This is a genomic window from Streptomyces sp. N50 (assembly GCF_033335955.1).
Lineage (GTDB): Bacteria > Actinomycetota > Actinomycetes > Streptomycetales > Streptomycetaceae > Streptomyces.
Genome location: NZ_CP137549.1, coordinates 6872565 through 6896968, shown reverse-complemented (window position 1 = coordinate 6896968; position 24404 = coordinate 6872565). Strand labels below are relative to the sequence as shown.

The following is a 24404-nucleotide window of genomic DNA, read 5'->3' as shown; positions in this document are numbered from 1 at the left end:
GGCGCGCATGACGTTCGTGCAAATGCAGTTGTCGGATGTGTGGTGCGGGCGCCGAAGCCCCGCGTATTCAGTTGTGAAGTCCGTTGTCAGAGCTGTACCCCGCCGGCGGCAAGATCGATCTTGAGCTGGGCGATCTCCTCGGGCGAGCACTCGACCATCGGTGAGCGCAGCGGTCCGGCGGGCAGTCCCTGCAGGGTGAGCGCGGCCTTGGTGGTCATGACGCCCTGGGTGCGGAACATGCCGGTGTAGACGGGGAGCAGCTTCTGGTGGATCTCGGTGGCCTTCTGGACGTCACCGGAGACATACGCCTCCACCAGGGTGCGCAGTTCAGGTGTGACCACATGGCCGACGACCGAGACGAAGCCGACCGCGCCCACGGAGAGCAGCGGCAGGTTCAGCATGTCGTCGCCTGAGTACCAGGCCAGGCCGGTCCGGGCGATGGCCCAGCTGGCGCGGCCGAGGTCGCCCTTGGCGTCCTTGTTGGCGACGATCCTGGGGTGCTCGGCGAGTCGGACCAGGGTCTCGGTGCCGATCGGGACGCCGCTGCGGCCGGGGATGTCGTAGAGCATGACCGGCAGTTCGGCGGCGTCGGCGACGGTCGTGAAGTGCCGGTAGAGGCCCTCCTGCGGGGGCTTGTTGTAGTACGGCGTGACGACGAGCAGGCCGTGTGCGCCGGTGTGTTCGGCCGTGCGGGCGAGTTCGACGCTGTGGTGGGTGTCGTTCGTGCCGACGCCAGCGATGACGTGGGCGCGGTCTCCGACCGCTTCCAGTACGGCTCGTACGAGATCCGCTTTCTCCGCGTCGCTGGTGGTCGGGGACTCACCGGTGGTGCCGTTGATGATCAGGCCGTCGTTGCCTGCGTCCACCAGGTGGGTCGCGAGCCGCTGAGCGCCGTCGAGGTCGAGTGCGCCGTCCGCCGTGAAGGGCGTGACCATGGCGGTGAGGACCCGCCCGAAGGGGGTCTGCGGAGTGGAGGTCGGAGCCATGGGTAACACGCTACTCGCTGCTCAATGCGGGGTCTGCCTTAGGGGCAGGCGACAAGTCGTGACAAATATGGAGCCCGGCACTGCCTGCTCGGGGGTTCAAGCAGTGCCGGGTCCGTTTGATCAGGCTAGATGAACTTCTCCAAATGCCGCAATACGGACACTTCGCGCGGCCCATCCGTACATGTGTGCCCGACCGGCAAACAGAGGTGCGCTACGGGGCGACACGGCCGTTGGCGTTGAAGGCGGCGTAGGTGAGCGGCATGAGCTTGGCCCACTGCTCCTCCATCTTCTCGCCGACCATCTCGATCTCCCGCTGCGGGAAGGACGGGACCTTCGCCAGCTCGTGCTGCGTGCGCAGGCCGAGGAAGTGCATCAGCGAGCGGGCGTTGCACGTGGCGTACATCGACGAGAACAGGCCTACGGGGAGCACCGCGCGGGCGACCTCGCGGGCGACGCCGGCGGCGAGCATCTCCTGGTACGTCCCGTACGCCTGGCGGTACGACTCCTCCATGGCTTGCTCCACGAAGTCGTGTTGCTCCGGGGTGCCCTCGACGAACACGTATTTGCCGGGCCGCCCCTGTTGGACCAGCTTGCGCGACGTGTCCGGCACGTAGAACACGGGCTGCAGCTCCCTATAGCGTCCCGACTCTTCGTTGTAGGACCAGCCCACTCGGTGCCGCATGAACTCGCGGAAGACGAAGATCGGAGCGCTGATGAAGAAGGTCATCGAGTTGTGCTCGAACGGGCTGCCGTGCCGATCCCTCATCAGGTAATTGATCAGCCCTTTGGAACGCTCAGGGTCCTTGCCCATCTCGTCCAGGGACTGCTCGCCGACGGTCGACACACGGGCTGCGAACAGCACGTCGGAGTCCCCCGCGCTGTGTTTGACCAGCTCAACGCTGACTTCACTGCGGAGGTCGATCTTGAAATCGTCGTCGGATGTGGGGGTCACGGTTCGGAAGGTCCTTCCCATCTGAGCTCCTGGCGAGCGCCACTCTACGGCCCGCCAAACCGGACTTTCACTGTCTTGGCTGAGTGAAATCGGAGAAACGGGGCACCTTTCGCCGCGTTCGCTCGTCTGTACCGGTAAGAACCATCCGTTCGATCCCCGAAGGGAGACGCACCACCGATGTTCCGTCGGCGCGAACCTGTTCCGTTCGCCTTCATCGCCGAGACCGACCGCTTCCGCAGCAATGTCACCCCGCCCCCGCGTGAGCGTGCGTCCGCCGGTCAGATAGCCGGGCGTTGGCTCCTGGGCCTCACCATCATCGCCGGAATCGTGGGCTCCCTGGTGCTCGGGATGCCGGCGCTGTCCCAGAACAACCTCTCGACACAGCACCAGCAGTCCCAGGCCGCCGACAATCGCTGACCTGGCGCGCAGCCGTACAGCTGACCATGACTCATCCGGACCCCCAGCGGTGGTGAGCGGGAACACGGCCGGATAGCCTCACCGGGCACAGCCCACGCATGGATTCAGTGAGGACACCAGCCGTGCCCCTGCCCTTCCTTACGGCCGACCGCGCATTCGAGGCCGCGGACGAGCTCGCGCTGCCGTTCGACGACCGCGACCGCTGGCGGCGCCCCTACCGGCCCGGACCGTGGCGGGTGGCGTTGGCGGCGCTCGTCCTGCTGCTCGCGTCGTACGTGCTGTTCGCCGCGGTCATCATCGCGTTGACCGGATCGCGGTCCGAGGCCGCGGTGATCCTCGGCATCGCGGTGGCCGTCATCCTCTGTGCCCTGCGGCTGCTGCGCATGGGCGTGTGGGTGAGCGCGCGCGGGCTGCGCCGGGTGCGGTTCCTCTTCACCCTGACGGTGCGGTGGGACCGGGTCGTCGCCGTGCGCACGGTGCAGCAGCCGGTGCGCTGGCTCGGACTGCCGCGCACGGTGCAGGGGCAGGCGCTGGTCCTCGTACGCAAGGACCGTGCTCCAGAGGACGTGACCGCGCTGCTGACCACGCACGAGCTCGACTTCGTGGCGCGTGCCTCCTCCTTCGACCGGGCCGCGGACTCGGTCGAGGTGTGGTCCGACGAGTACCGGCGGAGCTGACCGACCAGAAGCAGACGTGAAGGGGCCGGTCCGCAGTGAGTGCGGGGCGGCCCCTTCGGCGTACGGAAGCGGCGTGCAGAAGCCGTTTCAGGCCTGGACGGGTCTGCCGTCGTGCAGGGCGATCGCGCGCTGCATCGCCTTGCGGGCGCGCGGGGTGTCGCGGGCGTCGTGGTAGGCGACGGCGAGGCGGAACCAGCTGCGCCAGTCGTCGGGGGCGTCCTCGGTCTCGGCCTTGCGCTTGGCGAAGACCTCGTCGGCGGAGTCGCGGTCGATGCGGCCGCCCGCGGTGCGCCTCAACTCGTCGACGGGCAGGCCGCCTTCGGCGTCGAGTTCGGCGGCGAGCTTGTTGGCGTTCCGGACGAACTGGGTGTTCTTCCAGAGGAACCAGATGCCGATCACCGGCAGGATCAGGACCGCGATCCCGAAGGTGACCGTGATGACCGTGCCCGACTGTATGAGCATGACGCCGCGGCTGCCGACCAGGACGAAGTAGAAGACCAGGACGGCGGCCGTGACGGCGTAGGTGAGTTTGGCGCGCATGTCGTGAGCCTCAGCCCAGGTCCAGGAAGTGTTCCAGGCCGAAGGTGAGGCCCGGGGTCGTCACCACGCGGCGGGCGCCGAGCAGGATGCCCGGCATGAAGCTGCTGTGGTGGAGGGAGTCGTGGCGGACGGTCAATGTCTCGCCCTCGCCGCCGAGCAGGACCTCCTGGTGGGCCAGCAGACCGCGCAACCGGACGGAGTGGACGGGGATCCCGTCGACGTCCGCACCCCGCGCGCCGTCCAGGGCTGTCTCCGTCGCGTCCGGCGCCGCGGCCGTGCCCGCCTTCGCGCGCGCCTCCGCGATGAGCTGAGCCGTGCGTGTGGCCGTGCCGCTCGGGGCGTCCACCTTCTTCGGGTGGTGCAGCTCGATGACCTCGACCGACTCGAAGTAGGGCGCGGCGATCTGCGCGAACTTCATGGTGAGTACGGCGCCGATGGAGAAGTTGGGCGCGATGAGGACGCCCGTCTCCGGGGAGGCGTCCAGCCAGCCGGTCAGCTGCGCGAGGCGTTCGTCGGTCCAGCCCGTCGTGCCGACGACCGCGTGGATGCCGTGCCGTACGCAGAAGTCGAGGTTGTCCATCACCGAGGCGGGGGTGGTCAGTTCGACCGCCACCTGGGCGCCCGAGGCCGTGAGCGCCTCCAGGGTGTCACCCCGGCCCAGGGCGGCCACCAGTTCCATGTCCTCGGCGGCTTCGACGGCTCGTACCGCCTCGGCACCGATCCGGCCCTTGGCACCGAGGACCGCCACGCGCAGCTTGCTCATCGTTCTTGCTTCCTTACCGGATACGGATTCCGAAACCGGATACGGGTTCCGAAGGCGGGTGTCAGGCGACGACGTCGTGCAGTCGGGCCGCCTGTTTGTCCTTGAGCGGGCCGATGACCGACAGCGAGGGCCGCTGTCCCAGGATCTCGCGGGCGACCTCGCGGACCTCGTCCGGGGTGACCGACGCGATCCGGGCCAGCATGTCGTCGACGGACATCTGCACGCCCCAGCACAGCTCGCTCTTGCCGATACGGTTCATCAGCGCGCCGGTGTCCTCGAGGCCGAGGACGGTGGAGCCCTGGAGCTGGCCGACGGCGCGGCCGATCTCGTCGTCGGACAGGCCGTTCGCGGCGACCTGGTCGAGTTCGTCGCGGCAGATCTTCAGCACGTCGTGGACCTGCGAGGGCCGGCAGCCGGCGTAGACGCCGAAGAGGCCGCAGTCGGCGAAGCCGGACGTGTACGAGTACACGCTGTAGGCCAGGCCGCGCTTCTCCCGGACCTCCTGGAAGAGGCGGGACGACATGCCGCCGCCGAGGGCCGTGTTCAGGACTCCCAGCGCCCAGCGGCGCTCGTCGGTGCGGGCCAGGCCCGGCATGCCGAGGACGACGTGCGCCTGCTCGGTCTTGCGGCCGATCAGCTCGACCTTGCCGGTGGAGCGCAGCACGCGGCGGCCGTCGCGCGGGGCGATGGGGGCCGCCTCGGGGGTGCGGAAGGCGCCCGCCTTGTCGAAGGCCGCGCGGACCTGTCGTACGACCTTGTCGTGGTCGATGTTGCCCGCGGCCGCGACCACGAGGTGGGTCGGGTCGTAGTGCTTCTTGTAGAAGCGGCGGATGCGGTCCGCGGTGAGGGCGTTGACGGTGTCGACCGTGCCGAGGACGGGACGGCCGAGGGGGTTGTCGCCGAACATCGTGCGCGCGAACAGGTCGTGCACGCAGTCGCCCGGGTCGTCCTCCGTCATGGCGATCTCTTCGAGGATGGCGCCGCGCTCGACGTTGACGTCGTCCTCACGGATGAGGGAGCCGGTCAGCATGTCGCAGACGACGTCGATGGCGAGCGGCAGGTCGGTGTCGAGCACGCGCGCGTAGTAGCACGTGTACTCCTTCGCCGTGAACGCGTTCATCTCGCCGCCGACCGCGTCGATCGCCGAGGAGATGTCCAGGGCGCTGCGCTTGTGCGTGCCCTTGAAGAGGAGGTGCTCCAGGTAGTGCGTGGCGCCGTTCAGGGACGGGGTCTCGTCGCGGGAGCCCACGTGTGCCCAGATGCCGAAGGTCGCGGAGCGGACCGAGGGCAGCGTCTCGGTGACGATGCGCAGGCCGCCCGGGAGGGTGGTCTTGCGGACCGTGCCGATGCCGTTCGTGCCCTGGATGAGGGTTTGGGTACGGGCGACGGCCCGCGCCTCCGAGGAGGTGCGGGCCGTCGTCGTGGTGCTGGTCGACGTCACTTGTCGTCGTCGTCCTTCTTGTCGTCGCCGCTCTCTTCACCCTCGATGACGGGGATGAGGGAGAGCTTGCCGCGGGAGTCGATCTCGGCGATCTCGACCTGGACCTTCTGGCCCACGCCGACGACGTCCTCGACGTTCTCCACGCGCTTGCCGCCGGCGAGCTTGCGGATCTGCGAGATGTGCAGCAGACCGTCCTTGCCCGGGAGCAGCGACACGAACGCGCCGAAGGTGGTGGTCTTGACGACCGTACCCAGGTAGCGCTCGCCGACCTCCGGCATGGTCGGGTTGGCGATGCCGTTGATCGTGGCGCGGGCGGCCTCGGCCTGCGAGCCGACCTGGGCACCGATGTAGATGGTGCCGTCGTCCTCGATCGTGATCTCGGCGCCGGTGTCCTCCTGGATCTGGTTGATCATCTTGCCCTTCGGGCCGATGACCTCGCCGATCTTGTCCACGGGGATCTTGACGGTGATGATCCGCGGGGCGTTCGGGGACATCTCGTCCGGCGTGTCGATCGCTTCCATCATCACGTCGAGGATGTGGAGGCGGGCGTCACGGGCCTGCTTGAGGGCGGCGGCCAGGACGGAGGCGGGGATGCCGTCCAGCTTGGTGTCGAGCTGGAGGGCGGTGACGAACTCCTTGGTGCCGGCGACCTTGAAGTCCATGTCGCCGAAGGCGTCCTCCGCACCGAGGATGTCGGTGAGGGCGACGTAGTGCGTCTCGCCGTTGATCTCCTGGGAGATCAGGCCCATGGCGATACCGGCGACGGGGGCCTTCAGCGGCACACCGGCGTTCAGCAGCGACATGGTGGAGGCGCAGACCGAGCCCATGGACGTCGAGCCGTTCGACCCGAGGGCCTCGGAGACCTGGCGGATCGCGTAGGGGAACTCCTCGCGCGTCGGCAGGACCGGGACCAGGGCGCGCTCGGCGAGCGCTCCGTGGCCGATCTCGCGGCGCTTCGGGGAGCCGACGCGGCCGGTCTCGCCGACCGAGTACGGCGGGAAGTTGTAGTTGTGCATGTAGCGCTTGCGGGTCACCGGGGAGAGGGTGTCCAGCTGCTGCTCCATGCGGAGCATGTTGAGGGTGGTGACGCCCAGGATCTGGGTCTCGCCACGCTCGAACAGCGCCGAGCCGTGCACGCGCGGGATGGCCTCGACCTCGGCGGCCAGGGTGCGGATGTCGGTGACACCGCGGCCGTCGATGCGCTTCTTCTCCTTGATGACGCGCTCACGGACCAGGGACTTGGTCAGCGAGCGGTACGCGGCGGAGATCTCCTTCTCGCGGCCCTCGAACTCCGGGAGGAGCTTCTCGGCGGCGAGACCCTTGACGCGGTCGATCTCGGCCTCGCGGTCCTGCTTGCCGGCGATGGTCAGCGCGGAGGCGAGCTCCGGGCGGACGGCGGCGGTGAGGGCCTCCAGGACGTCGTCCTGGTAGTCGAGGAAGATCGGGAACTCGCCGGTCGGCTTGGCGGCCTTCGCGGCGAGGTCGGACTGGGCCTTGCAGAGCACCTTGATGAAGGGCTTCGCGGCGTCCAGACCGGAGGCGACGACCTCCTCGGTGGGCGCCTCGGCGCCGCCCGCGACCAGCTGGATGGTCTTCTCGGTGGCCTCGGCCTCGACCATCATGATCGCGACGTCGCCGTCCTCCAGGACGCGACCGGCGACGACCATGTCGAAGACGGCGTCCTCGAGCTCGGTGTGCGTCGGGAACGCGACCCACTGGCCGTTGATCAGCGCGACGCGGACGCCGCCGACCGGGCCGGAGAAGGGCAGACCGGCCAGCTGCGTGGACGCGGAGGCGGCGTTGATCGCCACGACGTCGTACAGGTGGTCGGGGTTGAGGGCCATGATCGTGGCGACGACCTGGATCTCGTTGCGCAGGCCCTTCTTGAAGGACGGGCGCAGCGGGCGGTCGATCAGCCGGCAGGTGAGGATCGCGTCCTCGGAGGGGCGGCCCTCACGGCGGAAGAAGCTGCCGGGGATCTTGCCGGCCGCGTACATCCGCTCCTCGACGTCCACCGTGAGGGGGAAGAAGTCGAGCTGGTCCTTGGGGTTCTTGGAGGCGGTGGTGGCCGACAGCACCATGGTGTCGTCGTCCAGGTACGCGACGGCGGAGCCGGCGGCCTGCTTGGCCAGGCGGCCCGTCTCGAAGCGGATGGTGCGGGTGCCGAAAGTGCCGTTGTCAATGACGGCCTCGGCGTAGTGGGTCTCGTTCTCCACTAGCGTTTTCTCCGTTACTTGTCGTCTTTCGTCCCTCCCCGCCCGTGTGGCGGGGGGACGGTGGCGGAGAAGCGCTGTCTGGTGCGGGCCGGTCTTCGATCGAAGCACCCGGGGCGTCAGTGTCCGGGGGCCACTACCGAGGACCGGCGGCTGCGAGGCGCGCTTCTCCTCTTCGTGGTCGTGCTGGGTCGTGCGTCCTACGTCGTGCGTTGTGCTACCACACTACAAAGCGTGAGTGACACTCCGCACGTTTCCGCACGTACGGGCAATCCGCACATACGGCAAAGGGAGCGGCTCCCGATCGTTTCGGGACCCGCTCCCCTCACGGCGTCTTACTTGGCGCCCGCCGCACCGCGGCGGATGCCCAGCCGGTCAACCAGGGCACGGAAGCGCTGGATGTCCTTCTTGGCCAGGTACTGGAGCAGCCGGCGGCGCTGGCCGACCAGGATCAGCAGACCACGACGGGAGTGGTGGTCGTGCTTGTGGGTCTTGAGGTGCTCGGTCAGGTCCGAGATACGGCGTGACAGCATGGCGACCTGGACCTCGGGGGAGCCGGTGTCGCCCTCCTTCTGACCGAACTCACTGATGAGCTGCTTCTTCGTAGCGGCGTCGAGCGACACGCGTACTCCTCGTAGTCTGAGATGTGCCACCGAGTGCCCCTGGTCCACTTCTCAGGGGAGCTTCCATGACTCGGGAGGCGGGATCCGTAGGGCGCTGCCTCCGGAGCGGTGAGCTCCAGGGGTGCGTACACAAACGGCCGCTACACAGCGTACCAGCCTGGGGGGACGCCTCGGTCCAGCTCGGTGAAGGGCCCTGACCGGGGCGGATACGGCCACTAGGGTGATCTGCATCTACGCGCACTATCTGTAGATCGTAGATCACGTCGGTTCGTCCGGAAGGGGTCGCTTCGCCATGGCGGAGACGGAGCAGGAGATCAAGGCACGCAAGGAGCGGGAGCGGGACGAGCTGTACGCCCTCGACATCTCGGGTGTCGAGTGGCGCAGCGCGCCGGGCACGGAGGAGCACGAGGAGCGCGTCGAGATCGCCGACCTGCCCGACGGCGCGGTGGCCATGCGCTCGTCGCTCGACCCGGACACCGTGCTGCGGTACACGGAGGCGGAGTGGACGGCCTTCGTGCTGGGGGCCCGGGACGGCGAGTTCGACCTGGAGCCGGCGCCGCACGACGGGGAACCGGGCGCGGACGCGTAGCGCCTTCACGCGTCGGGGGGTGGGGGTCGGCCGTAGGTTCGGTCCGGCCCCCACCCCCCGTCGCGTGCGAGCGGGGCCGCGGCTATTTCACCGCCATGCTCTCGATGCCCAGGACGAGATAGACCCACTTGGGCTGACCGGCGGCGGGGCCCTCGGCCTTCTTGACGCCGAAGAAGATGCGCCCGTCCTGGACGACGATGTCGTTGTAGTCGGTCATCGTCATCAGGTCGGCCTCCTCCGGCAGGTCGAAGTAGAGGTACGGGGTCTCCTTGCCCGTCCTCGGATCCAGGCTGACGAGCCCCGAGGGCATGATGTGCTGGTCCGTGACGCGCACGGCGAGGAGCTTGTCGCCGCTCATCCGTACCGGGTACAGGAGCGAGCCGGGGCCGGAGTCGAACTTCGTGGTGGTCTTCCCTGTCGCCAGGTCGAAGCCGATGAGCCAGTTGGAGTTGACCAGCTCACCCGACTCCTTGCTGCGCAGGAAGACCTGGCCGTCGCCGACGGCGATGGTCGGGCAGTCGTCGATGGTGAGGTAGTCGTCGTACGAGCACTCGCCGACGTAGGTGCCGTTCTGGAGGCGGACCACGGCGCGGATCTTGCCCTTGGCGTCGAGGGAGAGCATCTCGGAGATGCCGATCTCGCCGGCCTGGACGGCCAGGACGGGCGGCTCGGCGGACGGGATGTCGAGGTCCCGGATCCCCTTCGCGGCGGAGTACGTCCACAGGACCTTGCCCGTCGCCGGGTCCACCTTGCGCGCCTTGTAGGTGGTGGCGGCCAGCGAGCCGAGGGGGGCGTCGTCGTGATAGCACTCCTGGCGTACGAGCAGCCCGGCTCCGCCGGCGGCGCCCATGTCCTGGCAGGAGCCGGTCGACGTCGTCTCCCACAGCCGCTCCCCCGTGTTCATGCTGAACGCGTCGGTGCCGCCTCCCCAGGTCACCACGACCGTGCCGTGGGTCAGGGTCACGCTCGGAGTGTCCTCGTCGTCTCCGCCCGTCGCGAGGCCCGTGTCGTCCCCGAGCTTGGAATAGGGGAAGTCGGTCTCCCAGACCTCGCTGCCGTCGTCGAGGTCGAAGAACGCCACGTGGTTGCAGTAGGCCCCGCCCCGGTCGTTGGCCCGGAACAGGACTGCCGTGCGGTTCTCGCCGTTCACATGGCGCGTGTAGCCGCAGATCGGGCCGTCGAGGGGGAGCTTCCACTTCTCGTCGCCCGGGACGGCGTCGGTGCCCATGCCCAGGCCGATGACGGTCTTGTTGATGCCCTTGGCAAGGATCCTGTCCGTGGCCCACATGCCGGGCATCTGGTACTCCTCGCCCGGGCTCAGGTCGTCCACCGAGAAGCGGAGGGCCATCTTTCCGGTGGTGCTCGCGGGCTGTTTCTCGACGGTCTCGCGGACGTCCAGGCGGCCCTGGCTCGCCGCGGGGGCGTTGTCAGTCGCCGCCTTCGTGTTGTCGTCGTCCCTTGCCGCGAGCAGGCCTGCGGTGGCCACGGCCGCGACGAGAACGACCGCCAGCAGTCCGAGCAACCTGTTCCGGCGGCGCTTCCTGCGCTGGTCGTCCTGGGCGAGGGTGGGCTGGGTGTAGAAGGTGGGAGGTGGGCCGAAGCTCACGCGGACGAATCCTTTCGTCGCCTGTTCGTTCGTCGCCTGTTCAGCGGTCTCTGTCGTCTTCCGCGCCCATGGGCGCCGGGTCAGTTGCTCGTCAGCGAGCGGACCGTCGCGTACACGTCGAAGACGGCGAGTGCCAGCGGCACCAGCGTCAGCAGGACGAAGCCCTCGGCGATCTCCAGGAAGCGTCCCCAGAACGGGGTGAGGCCGCTGCGCGGGACGATCAGGCCGATCGAGGTCACGAGCGCGGTGGCCGCCGCGATCGCCGCGACGAGCCAGACCGTACGGAGGTCGAGGCCGCCGCGGTCGCCGTGGAGCGCCTCGCGGATCAGGGAGTGCGGCGGGTTGAGCGCGAGGCCCAGGCCGAGCAGCACCAGGGAGCCGAGTCCGGCGGCCAGGACGGGGGCGACCTGGGCGGTGTAGCGGAAGAGGTGGGCGCGCATCAGCAGCGCCGCCCCGGTCGCGAGGGCGAGCAGCTGGGCCCAGACGTCGGCGGAGAAACCGAGGACGGCCGTGGCCCCGACGGCGGTGACCGCGCAGCCGCCGACGAGGCCGACGAGGAGTTCGTGACCGCGGCGCGCCTGAGCCGCGACGCGTTCGGTGTCGACCGCTTCCTGGACGGCGGGCTCCGCGCCGTACGCGCTGCGCGGGGCGGTGTCCGGCGGGTCGAAGCCGATCGGCAGGCGGGCGAAGCGCATCGAGAGGCCCGGCAGGAAGGCCAGCGCGCCAACCGCGACCGGGGCGCACAGCGCGGCGATCTCGGACGGCGTCCAGTGGGCCCGGATCGCGATGAACGCGACGATCAGGCCGACCGCGGACGCGAAGACGAGGGCGACGAACGGCGCGTCCCCGCCGGGTGAGCACAGGGAGAGGACGACGGCGGCCACCAGTACGGCCGCGCACGCGAGGAGGAACTGGAGTTTGCCGATGCCCTGGCCGTCGGTGAGCGGCAGGAGGCCCGAGCCGGCCACCCCGATGTTGGGCAGGGCGCCGAGACCCAGCGCGATGGCCGAGGACCGGTCGTCGTAGACCCGGGCGCGGACGCAGGCCAGGACGACCAGCAGGACGCCGACGACCGCGGCGAGGATGCCGGGCAGGCTGTTCATGTCGTGGCGCGGGTCGGCGGTCCAGGCGACGAAGGCGAGCAGGGCGGGCAGGACACCGCCGCCGACGAGGCCGGCGGCGCGGGTCAACTCGCCGCCCCACAGCGTGTGTTCGCGGGTCACCGCGGCCGAGACCGCCTCGGACACGTCGTCGAACACGGCCGGCGGAAGCGACTCGGAGAAGGGGCGCAGGGTGAGGAGTTCGCCGTCGAGAATGCGCTGGCCGGCGAACGTGCGGGAGCTGTCGAGGACGGTGCCGTCCCGGCGCACCAGGTGATAGCCGACCGGGGCGCCCTCGGCGGGGCTCTGCCGGGAGAGCCTGAGGATCTCCGGATAGATGTCGGCGACCGGAATGTCGTCGGGCAGTGCCACGTCGATGCGGCTGTCGGGCGCGACGATCGTGACCCGGCAGAAACCGAGCCCCGGGCCGGTGCCGACAGCGGCTCCGGTACCGGGCCCGCCCGCCGCGGAGGCCGTGATGCTCACCTGTTGCTCCCCCTCAATGGTGATGGTGCGTCTGCGTCGTGAAGGTGTCGCGCGGGGCGTTCCGCAGACCTTCACATCACGCGAAATGCCCTGTTTTACCAGCCTGGTTCGCGTGTGCGCACGCGAACATTCCGGCACCCTACCGCTCACCCGTCCCACGCGAAGTCAGTAGGATCGCGCGGCGGCCTGCGTCCGCCTGACACGGGGTGGCGGACGGTAGTCCCGGGGCCGCGCAAGGGAATTGGTGAGCAGTGAGCCACATCGTCGTCAAGCGCCCGCCGCGCGCGCTGCCGTCCGAGGTGCCCACGGACGAGATCGTCCTGCAGCCTCCGCCGGAGTTGCCGCGCGGGCATCAGGAGAGTGTCCTGATGCAGCTGCTGCCGACGCTCGGCATGGGTGGCTCGGTGGTGTTCTTCTTCACGAACGGACAGCCGTTCATGAAGATCATGGGCATGGTGATGATCGTCTCGACGGTCGCCATGTCCATCGCGATGGTGGTCCGCTTCCGCCGCGGCAACCAGGGCCAGCTGGCGGATCTGCGCACCGACTATCTGCGCTACCTGGCGCAGACCCGGCGGACCGCCCTGGACACCGCGCGGGCGCAGCGTGACGCGCAGTACTACCTCCACCCCTCCCCCGAGCAGCTCTGGGCGCTGGTCGCCGAGGGCAGCCGGGTGTGGGAACGGCGGCCGGGCGACGAGGACTTCGGCCAGGTGCGCATCGGCCTCGGCCAACAGTCGCTCGCCACCGCGCTCATCGCCCCCGAGACCGGCGGGGTGGACCAGCTGGAGCCGCTGACGGCGGGCGCGATGCAGCGCTTCCTCTCCGTCCACGGCACCGTCGACGACCTGCCGATGGCGGTCTCCCTGCGCGCCTTCTCCTACCTCACCATCAGCGGCGAGGCGCAGTGCGTACGGTCCTCCGCCCGGGCCCTGGCCGGTTCGCTGGCCGCGCTGCACTCGCCCGAGGACCTGATGATCGTGGTCGCGGCGGCCAGGGAGACCCTGCCGCACTGGGAGTGGGCCAAGTGGCTGCCGCACGCGCAGGCGCCCGGTGTCACGGACGGCGCGGGCACCCGCAGGCTGATCGACAGCGACGTCCGTGAGCTGGAGAACCTGATCTCCGCCCGGCTGACCGGCCGGCCGCGCTTCCACCCCGACGCGACACCGCTGCCGGACGAGCCGCACATCGTCGTCGTCCTCGACGGGGTCTCCCTGCCCCCCGACTCGGTCCTCGCCAACCCCGAGGGCCTGCAGGGCGTGACACTCGTCGACGTCGTCCCGGGTGAACCGGCCGCGGTCCGCGGCGAGCTCTCCGTCGTCGTCCAGCCGACGTCCGTGCATCTGGAGTCCGATCACGGGGACGTCTACGAAGGGACTCCCGACGCGCTCTCGTACGAGTCCGCCGAGGCGCTCGCGCGGCAGTTGGCGCCGCTGCGGATGGCGTCCGGCGGGGACGACGACCAACCGCTGCTCGCCAACCTGGAGTTCACCGATCTGCTGAACCTCGGTGACGCGGCCTCCGTCGACACCAAGCGGACCTGGCGGACGCGTTCGCTGGCCGAGCGGCTGCGGGTGCCGATCGGGCTCGGGGAGGACGGCCGGCCCGTGATGCTCGACCTCAAGGAGGCCGCGCAGGAGGGCATGGGCCCGCACGGACTGTGCGTGGGCGCGACCGGTTCCGGCAAGTCCGAGCTGCTGCGCACGCTGGTCCTCGGCCTCGCGGTGACGCACTCGTCCGAGACCCTGAACTTCGTCCTCGCGGACTTCAAGGGCGGCGCCACCTTCGCCGGCATGGCGCAGATGCCGCACGTGGCGGCCGTGATCACCAACCTCGCGGACGACCTGACGCTGGTCGACCGCATGGGCGACTCCATCCGCGGCGAGCTCAACCGCCGCCAGCAGCTCCTGCGCGACGCGGGCAACTACGCCAACATCCACGACTACGAGAAGGCACGCGCCGCGGGCGCCCCGCTGCAGCCGATCCCCTCCCTGGTGCTGGTGATCGACGAGTTCAGCGAACTGCTCACCGCCAAGCCGGACTTCATCGAGATGTTCGTGCAGATCGGCCGCATCGGCCGCTCGCTCGGCGTGCATCTGCTGCTGGCCTCGCAGCGCCTGGAGGAGGGCCGGCTGCGCGGTCTGGAGACCTATCTGTCGTACCGCGTCGGTCTGCGCACCTTCTCGGCGGCCGAGTCGCGGGCCGCGCTGGGCGTGCCGGACGCCTACGAACTCCCGAACGTCCCCGGGTCCGGCTTCCTGAAGTACGGCACGGACGAGATGGTGCGGTTCAAGGCCGCCTATGTGTCCGGGACTTACCGCTCGGGCTCCGCGCAGGCGTCGCTCGGCGCCGGTCAACTCCCGGTCGACCGGCGGCCGGTGCTGTTCACGGCGGCCGAAGTACCGGTTCAGTACACGGCGGTTCCGCAGCAGCGCACCGCGTCCCCGGACATCGACGACGCGCTCGCCGACACCGTGCTCGACGTCATCGTGCGCCGCCTTGAGGCACAGGGTCCGGCGGCCCACCAGGTGTGGCTGCCGCCGCTGGACAGCCCGCCCTCGCTCGACGGCCTCCTGCCCGGCCTCACCGCGGTGCCGGGCCGCGGACTCACGCAGCCCGGCTACGAGGGCGCGGGCCGGCTGGTGGTCCCGGTCGGCCTGGTCGACAAGCCGTACGAGCAGCGCCGCGACCACCTCTGGGTCGACTTCTCGGGCGCGGCCGGCCATATGCAGATCGTCGGCGGCCCGCAGTCCGGCAAGTCCACCCTCCTGCGCTCCCTGATCTGCGCCTTCGCCCTGACCCACACCCCGCACGAAGTCCAGTTCTACGGCCTCGACTTCGGCGGCGGCGGTCTCTCCTCGGTGGCGGGCCTGCCGCACGTGGGCGGTGTCGGCTCCCGCCTCGACCCCGAGAAGGTCCGGCGCACGGTCTCCGAGGTGTACGGCGTGATGACGCGCCGCGAGGAGTACTTCCGCTCGGCGGGCATCCCCTCGATCGCGGAGTTCCGCTCCCGCCGGGCGCGCGGCCAGATCTCGGTCACCGACCAGCCCTGGGGCGATGTCTTCCTCGTCATCGACGGGTGGGGCAACTTCCGCGCGGACTATGAGGGGTTGGAGGCGGCGGTGCTGGACATCGCCGCGCGCGGCCTGGGCTTCGGCATCCACCTGGTGCTCAGCGCGTCCCGGTCGATGGAGGTCCGCGCGAACCTCAAGGACCACCTGATGAACCGCCTCGAACTGCGGCTCGGCGACACGATGGACTCCGAGATCGACCGCAAGGTGGCGGTGAACGTCCCGACGGGCGTCCCCGGACGCGGTGTGTCGCCGGAGCGGCTGCACTTCATGGCGGCGGTGCCGCGCATCGACGGCCTGGTCTCGGACACCGACCTGGCCGACGCGACCCAGGCGCTGGCGAGCGAGGTGTCCCGGCACTGGGAGGCGCCGGGCGCGCCCGAAGTACGGCTGCTGCCGCGCGAGTTGGCCGCAGCGCAGCTGCCGTCGGGCGACCGTTTCCCGCAGCGCGGGGTCGCGTTCGCCATCGACGAGAACAATCTGGAGCCGGTCTTCGTCGACTTCGAGCAGGACCCGTTCTTCCTCGTGTTCGGCGAGAGCGAGTCGGGCAAGTCGAACCTGCTGCGGCTGCTGGTGAAGCAGCTGACGGAGCGGTACACCGGCGACGAGGCGAAGCTCTTCGTCATCGACAACCGGCGCTCCCTGCTGGACGCGACACCGTCCTCGCACCTCGCCGAGTACATCCCCATGTCGAACGCCATGGACCACCACATGGTCGCCCTGGCGGACCTGATGAAGCGCCGGACCCCGACGGCCGACGTGACGGCCCGTCAACTCCGCGAGCGGAGCTGGTGGCAGGGCCCGACGGTGTACGTCGTCGTGGACGACTACGACCTCGTCTCCACGTCCAGCGGCAACCCGCTGGGCAACCTCACGGAGATGCTGCCGTTCGCCCGTGACGTCGGCGTCCGCTTCATCATCGCCCGCTCCACGGCGGGCGCCGGCCGCGCCGCGTACGAGCCGTTCATGCAGCGCATGCAGGAACTGGGCGCCCAGGGCGTCGTCCTGGCGGGCGACCCCGGCGAGGGCGACGTGCTGGGCGGGGTACGGCCGCGGCCGATGCCTGCGGGGCGAGGGGTGTTCGTGTCACGGAAGCGGGGGAAGCCACTGGTGCAGACGGGGTTGGTGCCGGAGACGGTGTACTGACGGCCGACGGTACGACCGCAGCGGGCGTGACAGCGGTCGGCGCCACGGACGTGAAGACGGCAGGCCGAGGCCGGTCCGGTCCCTTGAACCAAGGCTCCGGACCGGGCTGTTGCTAGGTTGACGGACTGGTCCCGTCCGAAGGGCGGGGTCTTACGGGGACACGGGGAAGGGGTCCACACGTGGCATGGGACGAGTGGGAACAGCTGAAGAGCCAGGCCGCGCAGAAGCAGTCGACGCACATGCGGCTCAATCAGATTCCGGCGGACGGCGGCGGCAGCACGCCGCAAGGTGATCTGACCGTCAACCACAAGGATCTGGCGGCGATCGGCGACCGGGCGTTCACGCTCTGGCAGGACCTGGGCCGCTACGGCCGTGACGCGTGGTCGAGCAGCCAGACCGCGGCCTCGGATCTCACGACCCAGGGGTTCAAGCTCGGCGGGGCGCTGGACCACGTACAACAGCGGTGGGAAGAGCAGCTCACCAGTCTGCTCGACGCGTGCGCCCATATCTCCAACCACATGGACTACACCAAAAAGGCGCACCAGGGCGACGAGTTCTACATAGCCGGGCAGATCAGCAGCATCTCGACACTGGACAAGGGTTTCAGTGAAGGGACGGGTCACTGATGGACCTCGACACGCTCCGATTCGGGAACTTCGCCTCGCTCGGCACGGCCATCGACGACTGGTCCCAGGTGGTGAAACACCTGGAAACCCTGGAGAAGGACGCGCGTGAAGGCCTCAAGGGGCTCGCCGACAAGGCCAGTTGGTCCGGCGTCAACGCGACCGTCTCCCGCGAGTTCATCACCAAGACGGCCGGCGAGTTCACCGACGCCCACACCCAGGCGACGACGATCTACAACATCCTCAAGGACACCCACGACGAACTCGTCGGCTATCACGACCAGTTGGTCGAGACGATCTCACGGGGTCTCAAGAAGAACCTCACCGTGATGGACACCGGCAACGGCTCCTTCACCGTCACCATGAACATCCACCCCGACCGCGCCGCGAAGGGAACCACGGTTCCCGACCACAGTCAACAGGACGTGGACGAACTGTGCGAGGACGTCAAACGCCTCCTCACCAGGGCGACCAACAGCGACGACACCGCCTCCGACGCGCTGCGCGCAATAGCGGACGAGGCCAAGTACGGCTTCTCCGGCGCGGCGTACGAGGACCGGGACTCCGCCGCGCAGGCGCTCAAGGACGCCGAGAAATACGCGAATCTCATCAAGACCAAGGGGGACTCCATGTCCCCCGAGGAATTCGACGATCTCAACCGACAGCTCGCGGGATACAGGAACGACCCCCTGTTCCAGGAGAAGTTCGCCACCACGCTGGGCCCGAAAGGCGTGCTCGACTTCTGGGCGGATCTGTCCGACCCCTCCGACGGAGGCGATCTCCAGCGGGCCCGCCTGGACCAGCTCGGCGATCTCCAGAAGAACCTCGGCCTCACCCTCGCGGGCGCGACGCGGTCGGACTCACCGGCCATGCAGCAGTGGGAGGACGGCATGGTCAACCTCGCGGACGACCGTATCCAGACCCGCGGGACGCAGGTCTACGGCTTCCAGCTCATGAGCAACCTCATGCGCGTCGGGGACTACGACGACACGTTTCTGGACCGGTACGGGAACGCGCTCGTCTCGACCGAGAAGAAGATGCAGGTTCCCGACCATTACTGGAACGGCATGGGCGGGCCGCCCATGCCCAAGATGAACTTCATCGGCGAGGACTTCGGCCGGGACCCGATGACCGGTTTCATGACAGCCCTCTCGAACAGTCCCGACGCCGCGACCGCGTTCTTCAACGAGACCCAGCCTCAGGACAACGCGGAATGGGTTCTCAAAGACCGTCCCGTATTCGACGACACACCGCTGGACAGCCACGACGGAAACCAGTCACGCGAGGCCACCGGTAACGCACTCGTAGCCGCGGCCACCGGTGTCAACCCCAATGATCCGCATGCCGTTCCGGTGGACCACAGTGCCGAGAACCGCAGTGTCCTCGACCGGTCGCTGAGAATCATCTCCGGCACGGGTGACGACTTCGCTCCCGAGATGCGGGACGACATGGCGAAGGTGCTGGTGAACTACGGCGACGAGGTGCACAACACGGCGAGTTCGCTCGCGGACGATCCCGGTGACCCCCGCCAGCTCGACCGGCACCAGTTGCTGGAAGTGACGAAACAGGTGTCCCGTGATCAGCACGCGTACGGAATCCTCAACGACGGTCTGAACAAGGAGATGGTCCGCGACATCTACACGGACCACCCCAGCGACCCCAAGGAGACCCTGCTCCGAGCCGGGCACACGGTGGGCTTCCTGGAAGAGGCCCGCTATCAGGCCCTGGCGACCGACAAGGAGGATCCTTCGTGGAACGCGAAATGGCTCTACCACGGCTTCGGCGGCGCCGTGAACTTCATTCCGGTCGTCGGTGACGCGGCACAGCGCGGGGTCGATGCCCTCACGTATCAATGGCAGTTGGACGAGCAGGCCCGTATCAACGACGACAACGCACGCCAGAACGGCGAGGTGTTCACCGCGCGGGAGAACCAGTTGCAGAAACTCAGCGACCTGTGGATCGACGCCAATCCGAACCACGGCGACAGCAACAGATACACACTGACGTCCGAGATCAACGGTGCCGCCTTCGACGGCAACGCGCGGGCTCAGGGACTGGCGGGCAACCAGTGATCACACGTGTGGCGGGACCTTCGGTGCGGCGCACGGCCGCCGCGGTGACGATCCTTCTCCTGGCCACGGCCGGCTGCACGGACTCGGGCTCACGCGCCTACAGCGTGCCGGACAAGGTCTGTGGAGTGGCCGTCGACTCGGATCTGCTGTCGCCCTTCCTGCCGGACGGAAAGAAGCTCACCCAGCGCGCCTACGACGCCGGGCAGGAGAGCCCGCGCTGCCGCCTGTCGGTGGACGGCAACCTGGTCGTCTATCTGACGGGCGACGTCGTCCCCGCGGACACCGATCCCATCAAGGTCCAGGACCGGGCCCTGGTACGCCTCGGCAACCCCGCCTCCGTCGACGTCGGTGACAGCGCCAGAGTGGCGGACAACGGAGCGCTGGCGGTGGCCGAGTGCACGTACGAAGGCCGACAGCGCAAGTTCGTCACGCTGGTGCAGCTCCAGAAGAAGGTCCCCGAGAAGACCTCGCAGCGGCGGGATGCGCTGCGCTCGTTCCTGAAGTCGTACTTCCCGAAGGCCATGGCCAAGCAGGGCTGCACGCAGGCGAGTTGAGCCACTGCCTCGGACGAACACACTGCGGCCCGGAACACGAGGACGGGGTGGGCACCTCCCGTGCATGCCCACCCCGTTGTCTCCGGCTGACCAGTCCTACTCGAAGAAGCTGGCCGCCTTCTTGTCGCCGCCGCGGTAGTCGCCGCCGGCCTGGTGCACCTTCTGTGTGATGGACAGCAGCGCCTGGTGAATGGCGGTGGTGTGGCCGTCCCACTCCCGCGACTTCCGGTTGAAGGATTCGTAGGCGTCACCGGCCCAGCCCTCGGCCGCGTCGTGGACGCCCTTCTTCAGCGCCGTGAGGTCGCTCTCCAACTGCTTGGCCAGGTTGCCGAGTTCAGTGGCGAGCGCGTCCAGGGTGCCGTACTTGACGGCGAGATCCTGCATGTGCGGCGTGCCGGTCATGTTTCCTCATCTCCTTGACGATGTGAGAGGGACCTCGCGGTCCGGGGTGCGACGCTCGGGGCGGTCAGTAGAGGTTGAGCGCCGAGGTCTTCGCACCGGCGTCCACTTCGATGCTGGAGATCGTGGAGTGGAGTTCGTCCTCCAACTTGTCCTTGTCCTGCTTGGTGAGGTGAATTCCGTTCAGGAAGTCGTCGAGCATGCGGCCGATGCCGACCATGTGGTCGTTGATCTCGTGCTGCTTGGTCTTGAAGGCGTTGGCACCGTGCCCCGTCCAGTTCGCCTCGATCATGTCGATGCAGCCCTGGAGCTTCTGCAGGTGCTTCTTGACGTTCTCGTACCTGTCGATGACGTTCGTCTGGAGCTTTTGTACATGTGCGTCATCAAGCTTGCGGCCGTCAGCCATCTCGGCACTCCCTTTCGCGAGAGAGGTTGGTGTTCCTGGGGCGCGACACCGAGTGGTGAAGCGCTGGTTGGTCGGGTGAGCCCGGTGTACGAGCTCTCATGCGCCTCGCCGCGAACGGGCCACCGCGAAGGCCCCACCGCCGAGCACGACTACGGCCGCTGCGGCGCCGAGAGCGAGCCACAGGGTGGTGTTGCCGGACGAGTCGGAGGTCGATGCCGCGGCGGAAGTCTGGCCGCCTGATGTGGGGTTGGGGGCTTTGGGCGAGGGTGCGGTGGAGGGAGAGGGGGCCCCGGTGACTCCGGTTCCGTTCTCGACACTGAGAGGGTCTGTGTCGGCCGCGCCCGGACTGATGCTGTTGCTCTCCAGCACCTTGCGGGGCCGGATCAGGCCGTAGCCGAGGTAGTTACTCGGCTTGCTTTTCGGCCAGTCCCTGCCTGCGGTGTCGATGAGGGTGCGGAGGACCTGATTGGCCGTCCAGTTGGGGTGGGCCGACCAGATCAGGGCGGCGGAGGCAGAGGCGATGGCAGAGGCCATGCTCGTTCCTTGTTCTTGACAGTACGAGCGGAACGTTGCGTCACACCAGTACGGCACGTCGAGCCCGGGAGCGGCCATATCGACATAATTGCCGTACGTCGAGAACGATCCGACCTTGCCATTCTTGTCTGCCGCAGACACTCCGACCACATAAGGGTAGGCAGCCGGGTAGTTGATGGGGTTCTTCTTGTCCCCGTCATTTCCGACGGCAGCGAACAACAACTTTCCCTTGGAGTAGGCGTACTTCATTGCTGCCTCTTCGTCGGGATAGATATAGGGGCTACCGACGGACATGTTGATGATTTTGGCGTCCGTGTCAGCCGCGGCCCTCACCGCTTCCGCTACCGCCGGCGACTTTGTAAGCTCTTCGCCCTTCAACTCGTCGCCCTGGACCCGGTACGGCACAATCTTCGCGCCCGGAGCGAGGCCCTTCAGACCGCCGCCAGCCCCAGTTCCGGCGATAAGTTCCGCCATGCTCGTTCCGTGCCCCATGAGATCTTTGGTGGCGTGGTAAGCGACGGCTTTCGGTACCTCGTCGACGAGCACCTGGCCCCTCAGAGAAGGGGTCTCAGGGTTGACCCCTGAGTCGATGACGGCCACCTTCACGCCCTTGCCAGTGCTTACCTTCCACATCCCGGTAGCGTCCATCGCGTCCAAGTACCACTGCTTCGACTGGACGTCGGCAGCAACCGCGCTCGGAGCCAGCCCTGAAGACATGACGGCGAAGGCACCGAGTGCGGCGCACACGACAGACACCCTTCTTCCGGCACGTCCTGCGGAAACTGGAGTCAATCTGCCCCGTCGGCTGGTCCCTGTCATACCTCTGTGAGTCCTCGCTCGTCGTTCAGTCGGTCGCTGGTGGCGCGTTGCGGCTCTGCGTCTCGGCCTGGCGTTCACTCTCGCGCTCTTCGCTTCTCGTGCGCCGCCGATTTCCCGTTCGACCATTCGCGGTCCCAGTACTGCCTCCGGTAAGTCCGGTATTTCTTCCTCCGGAGGTCCGATTGTTGGGCGTACCGACGACCCCGTCAGGGTTGCTCGTGGCAGGACGTCCGGACTGCTTCTGGCCGGCAGCGGATGTTGAGCCCGGAGCTCCGATGACCCCGCGTTGCCCGATCTTGCCGGTAGGCGTACGGCTTCTGGAGCTGCCTTCCGCGCCGACGACCGTGCCGCGAGGCACCCTGGCACCGGTCGATCCCGAGGTAGCACTCGCTGCGGGTTTCCCGCCGACAACACCATTCCCACGTGCCGCCCCGGTGGAGCCCACTCCACCGGGGCGACCCTCAGCAGCACCAATAGGACGCGGCGTCCCACCGGTAACACCTCGCACGACGGGTGACCTACCCGCCGCCGGCCCACCGCCCCGGACGCTTGGCTGCCCAGTGGCAGCCGCGCGACCCGCTGGGCCCGTGGCACCCCGCGCGGCGGCAGTGCCGCTGGGAGTGCCAACGCGCCCCTCGGCCGACAATGGGCCTTTGCTCCCAGACACTCCACCGAATGCCGATGTTCGACCGACAGGTCCGCTGAAGACAGGAGGGACGCTTCCTGTCGCAACGGGCGGAATCATCCCGTTGGTGCCCCCGCCGGGACCCGTCACCGATGGCGCCAGGCTGGTCGGTGTCGTGGCCGTTTGGGACGGCAGAGTGTCCACTCCGTCGATCTTCGTGCCGACATCGTGGTCCGTGTGGACGGGCAGGTCGTCCGGATGCTTGACCGCTGACGCGACGTCTACCGTATGAGGGCGACCACCCACGACACTCGAGGTGTCATGGGTGACCACCGCCGTCTCACGCGAGATGCCGAGACCGCTCCTGGTCCGCGATCCGCCCCCATCGCCGGGATTGTGTTCCCGCACAGCGGGCTTAGGCACCCCCACATCCGGCATAGCCTGCAAAAACGTAGGCGGCTCCTGTGCCGCCAGCGTCTCCTCCGAGACCGAGTAGAAGGACGACAACCGATTCATCTGGTTGATCGCCTCCTGTCGGTTCTTCTCGACCTTGACCGCCTCGGTGTACTCCCCGTTGGCCGAGACGCGCGCAGGCAGCGGAATGTCGCTGGGCGTCTGGCTGGTGTTGAAGCGGGTGTCGCGGGGCGGCATGGCGATGCGGACGGAGGCGAGGCCCGTGGCCGCGGCCGCGATCTGGGTGCCGGCGACTTCCGCGAAGGACGCGAGGTTGACGGCGTAGGTGACGAGGTCGCTGCCCCAGTCGCGGAAGGCCTGACCGGAGTCGCCTTCCCAGTCGACGTTGTCGATGTGGCCGCTGAGTTCCTCGGCCGCGTCGTTGATGGCGTCGCGGGCGTCCCACAGGGCCTTGCCCGCGTTCTCCAGGTGCTCCGGACTCGCGGTCTCGACCATGTCGATCATGTCGTTCAGGCGGTGGTTCTCGAAGTCGGTCTTGCCGAAGCACCGGACGTTGCCGCCGAAGCCGAAGACGCCGCCCATCATTTTCGACACGGTGTTGGCGGCATCGATGACACCGACCTGCTCGGTCGCCTGCGTCATTTCCGCCTGGTGCGGATCCGGCTGCTTCTGCTCGTCACCCATCAGTACCCGGCCTTGGACTGCTTGTCGTCGGAACGCCCCTGCTCGGGCTTGCCGTCCTTCGCCGCCTCCGCGGCCTGCTGCTCCTGCAGCGCCTCGGCGTGCTCACGGCTGAGCTGTGTCTGGATCTCCCAGAACCGGCGCCGCTGGTCCTCGTCGACGTTGTGGAAGTTGTTGTGCGCGGCGCTCACGGCGATCTGGAGCGCCTCGATCTGGAGGCCCAGGTTCTTGGAGAGCGCGGTGAGGCGCTCGTGGACCCGCTCGTACTGTGCGTGCAGGCCCTTGGCCTCGCCGAAACCGCTGCCACCGCCGAAGGAAGCCTGGGTGAGCTCGTGCGCCCCGACCTTGTGCGCACTGCCCGGTGAGCTCTCGAAGGTCGAAAGCACCCCGTCCACACGCTTCTTGAACGTTCCGAGCGCTTCCAGGCTTGCCCTGAAGCCCCCTCCACCGTCAACAGGAGGCATGATGCCTTCCCCTCCCCGTTTTCGTCGCCCGCCCCCGAGTGACCGCACCCCGTGAGCGTTCCTCTCCGCAACGCAATCACTCTAGTCGCTTCCTGTGACAGCCCCAACTGCCTTATGCGACAGCTGTGCTACCACTCGACCAAGCTTCACCGCTCCTTCACGGCGTGCCCTCGCGTTCACCTGGGCCGCTGCCGCCCCTTGAC

General features: G+C 68.4%; 21 protein-coding genes. 7 read left to right on the top strand and 14 right to left on the bottom strand.

Annotated elements, in window-relative coordinates; genetic code table 11:
• Positions 1-86 precede the first annotated feature (86 nt).
• Entirely contained in the window at positions 87-986 is a 900-nt protein-coding gene (gene dapA / locus R2B38_RS31195) for a 4-hydroxy-tetrahydrodipicolinate synthase (protein WP_318019195.1), read from the bottom strand.
• Positions 987-1197: 211 nt separating this feature from the next.
• Positions 1198-1959 carry an FAD-dependent thymidylate synthase gene (gene thyX, locus R2B38_RS31190; RefSeq protein WP_318019194.1) on the bottom strand — a complete coding sequence of 254 codons (762 nt, stop codon included), beginning with the start codon at positions 1957-1959 and terminating at the stop codon, positions 1198-1200.
• A 156-nt stretch (positions 1960-2115) separates the two neighbouring features.
• Here thyX and R2B38_RS31185 point away from each other — a divergent pair, with 156 nt between their 5' ends.
• A complete protein-coding gene (locus R2B38_RS31185; RefSeq protein ID WP_318019193.1) occupies positions 2116-2355 on the top strand; it encodes a hypothetical protein in 240 nt (79 codons plus the stop codon).
• A gap of 122 nt (positions 2356-2477) precedes the next feature.
• Entirely contained in the window at positions 2478-3032 is a 555-nt protein-coding gene (locus R2B38_RS31180) for a hypothetical protein (RefSeq protein ID WP_318019192.1), read from the top strand.
• 87 nt (positions 3033-3119) lie between these two features.
• On the opposite strand, the gene R2B38_RS31175 is transcribed toward R2B38_RS31180, so the two are convergent.
• The 5 genes from R2B38_RS31175 to rpsO form a co-directional block, all read right to left on the bottom strand.
• A complete protein-coding gene (locus R2B38_RS31175) occupies positions 3120-3572 on the bottom strand; it encodes a hypothetical protein (RefSeq protein ID WP_318019191.1) in 453 nt (150 codons plus the stop codon).
• A gap of 10 nt (positions 3573-3582) precedes the next feature.
• The gene (dapB, locus tag R2B38_RS31170; protein WP_318019190.1) at positions 3583-4335 is read right to left on the bottom strand and encodes a 4-hydroxy-tetrahydrodipicolinate reductase; all 753 of its coding nucleotides are present in this window, start codon (positions 4333-4335) and stop codon (positions 3583-3585) included.
• A gap of 61 nt (positions 4336-4396) precedes the next feature.
• The gene (locus tag R2B38_RS31165; RefSeq protein ID WP_318019189.1) at positions 4397-5776 is read right to left on the bottom strand and encodes a pitrilysin family protein; all 1380 of its coding nucleotides are present in this window, start codon (positions 5774-5776) and stop codon (positions 4397-4399) included.
• Entirely contained in the window at positions 5773-7992 is a 2220-nt protein-coding gene (locus R2B38_RS31160; protein WP_318019188.1) for a polyribonucleotide nucleotidyltransferase, read from the bottom strand. The genes R2B38_RS31165 and R2B38_RS31160 overlap by 4 nt, the downstream gene beginning before the upstream one ends.
• 332 nt (positions 7993-8324) lie before the next feature.
• Positions 8325-8612 (bottom strand): 30S ribosomal protein S15, encoded by a 288-nt coding sequence (gene rpsO / locus R2B38_RS31155; protein ID WP_019064787.1) that lies wholly within the window; start codon positions 8610-8612, stop codon positions 8325-8327.
• Between the two features lie 292 nt (positions 8613-8904).
• On the opposite strand from rpsO, the gene R2B38_RS31150 reads away from it, so the two are divergent.
• Entirely contained in the window at positions 8905-9201 is a 297-nt protein-coding gene (locus R2B38_RS31150) for a DUF397 domain-containing protein (RefSeq protein ID WP_019064786.1), read from the top strand.
• Between the two features lie 82 nt (positions 9202-9283).
• Here the strand turns inward: R2B38_RS31150 and R2B38_RS31145 are convergent, their stop codons facing one another.
• Together R2B38_RS31145 and eccD are read right to left on the bottom strand one after the other, a co-directional pair.
• Positions 9284-10807 carry a PQQ-binding-like beta-propeller repeat protein gene (locus R2B38_RS31145; protein WP_318019187.1) on the bottom strand — a complete coding sequence of 508 codons (1524 nt, stop codon included), beginning with the start codon at positions 10805-10807 and terminating at the stop codon, positions 9284-9286.
• 80 nt (positions 10808-10887) lie between these two features.
• Positions 10888-12393, bottom strand: a complete 1506-nt coding sequence (eccD, locus tag R2B38_RS31140; RefSeq protein ID WP_318019186.1) for a type VII secretion integral membrane protein EccD — start codon at positions 12391-12393, stop codon at positions 10888-10890.
• Positions 12394-12644: 251 nt separating this feature from the next.
• On the opposite strand from eccD, the gene eccCa reads away from it, so the two are divergent.
• The 4 genes from eccCa (at position 12645) to R2B38_RS31120 (ending at position 19859) form a co-directional block, all read left to right on the top strand.
• Complete coding sequence (eccCa, locus tag R2B38_RS31135; protein WP_318019185.1) at positions 12645-16610, top strand: type VII secretion protein EccCa; 3966 nt, start codon at positions 12645-12647, stop codon at positions 16608-16610.
• Positions 16611-16789: 179 nt separating this feature from the next.
• Positions 16790-17236 carry a hypothetical protein gene (locus R2B38_RS31130; RefSeq protein ID WP_318019184.1) on the top strand — a complete coding sequence of 149 codons (447 nt, stop codon included), beginning with the start codon at positions 16790-16792 and terminating at the stop codon, positions 17234-17236.
• Complete coding sequence (locus R2B38_RS31125; protein ID WP_318019183.1) at positions 17236-19305, top strand: DUF6571 family protein; 2070 nt, start codon at positions 17236-17238, stop codon at positions 19303-19305. The genes R2B38_RS31130 and R2B38_RS31125 overlap by 1 nt, the downstream gene beginning before the upstream one ends.
• A 44-nt stretch (positions 19306-19349) precedes the next feature.
• Complete coding sequence (locus tag R2B38_RS31120) at positions 19350-19859, top strand: hypothetical protein (RefSeq protein WP_318019182.1); 510 nt, start codon at positions 19350-19352, stop codon at positions 19857-19859.
• A 96-nt stretch (positions 19860-19955) separates the two neighbouring features.
• Here R2B38_RS31120 and R2B38_RS31115 read toward each other — a convergent pair whose 3' ends face one another.
• The 5 genes from R2B38_RS31115 to R2B38_RS31095 all read right to left on the bottom strand — a co-directional run bounded on the left by R2B38_RS31115 (position 19956) and on the right by R2B38_RS31095 (position 24132).
• Positions 19956-20261, bottom strand: coding sequence for a WXG100 family type VII secretion target (locus R2B38_RS31115; protein ID WP_019064779.1), 306 nt, complete (start codon positions 20259-20261; stop codon positions 19956-19958).
• A gap of 64 nt (positions 20262-20325) precedes the next feature.
• Positions 20326-20664 carry a WXG100 family type VII secretion target gene (locus tag R2B38_RS31110; protein WP_318019181.1) on the bottom strand — a complete coding sequence of 113 codons (339 nt, stop codon included), beginning with the start codon at positions 20662-20664 and terminating at the stop codon, positions 20326-20328.
• Positions 20665-20760: 96 nt separating this feature from the next.
• Positions 20761-21945: a S8 family serine peptidase gene (locus R2B38_RS31105; protein ID WP_318019180.1), complete on the bottom strand. Its 1185-nt coding sequence runs from the start codon at positions 21943-21945 to the stop codon at positions 20761-20763.
• Positions 21946-22042: 97 nt separating this feature from the next.
• Positions 22043-23740 (bottom strand): hypothetical protein, encoded by a 1698-nt coding sequence (locus R2B38_RS31100; protein ID WP_318019179.1) that lies wholly within the window; start codon positions 23738-23740, stop codon positions 22043-22045.
• Positions 23740-24132 carry a hypothetical protein gene (locus R2B38_RS31095; protein WP_318019178.1) on the bottom strand — a complete coding sequence of 131 codons (393 nt, stop codon included), beginning with the start codon at positions 24130-24132 and terminating at the stop codon, positions 23740-23742. The genes R2B38_RS31100 and R2B38_RS31095 overlap by 1 nt, the downstream gene beginning before the upstream one ends.
• Between the last annotated feature and the right edge of the window lie 272 nt (positions 24133-24404).

Bases quoted from the DNA above. Each gene is read 5' to 3' on its own strand.
- dapA (WP_318019195.1), bottom strand. From the start codon at position 986: ATGGCTCCGACCTCCACTCCGCAGACCCCCTTCGGGCGGGTCCTCACC.
- thyX (WP_318019194.1), bottom strand. From the start codon at position 1,959: ATGGGAAGGACCTTCCGAACCGTGACCCCCACATCCGACGACGATTTC.
- R2B38_RS31185 (WP_318019193.1), top strand. From the start codon at position 2,116: ATGTTCCGTCGGCGCGAACCTGTTCCGTTCGCCTTCATCGCCGAGACC.
- R2B38_RS31175 (WP_318019191.1), bottom strand. From the start codon at position 3,572: ATGCGCGCCAAACTCACCTACGCCGTCACGGCCGCCGTCCTGGTCTTC.
- dapB (WP_318019190.1), bottom strand. From the start codon at position 4,335: ATGAGCAAGCTGCGCGTGGCGGTCCTCGGTGCCAAGGGCCGGATCGGT.
- R2B38_RS31150 (WP_019064786.1), top strand. From the start codon at position 8,905: ATGGCGGAGACGGAGCAGGAGATCAAGGCACGCAAGGAGCGGGAGCGG.
- R2B38_RS31125 (WP_318019183.1), top strand. From the start codon at position 17,236: ATGGACCTCGACACGCTCCGATTCGGGAACTTCGCCTCGCTCGGCACG.
- R2B38_RS31115 (WP_019064779.1), bottom strand. From the start codon at position 20,261: ATGACCGGCACGCCGCACATGCAGGATCTCGCCGTCAAGTACGGCACC.
- R2B38_RS31110 (WP_318019181.1), bottom strand. From the start codon at position 20,664: ATGGCTGACGGCCGCAAGCTTGATGACGCACATGTACAAAAGCTCCAG.
- R2B38_RS31100 (WP_318019179.1), bottom strand. From the start codon at position 23,740: ATGGGTGACGAGCAGAAGCAGCCGGATCCGCACCAGGCGGAAATGACG.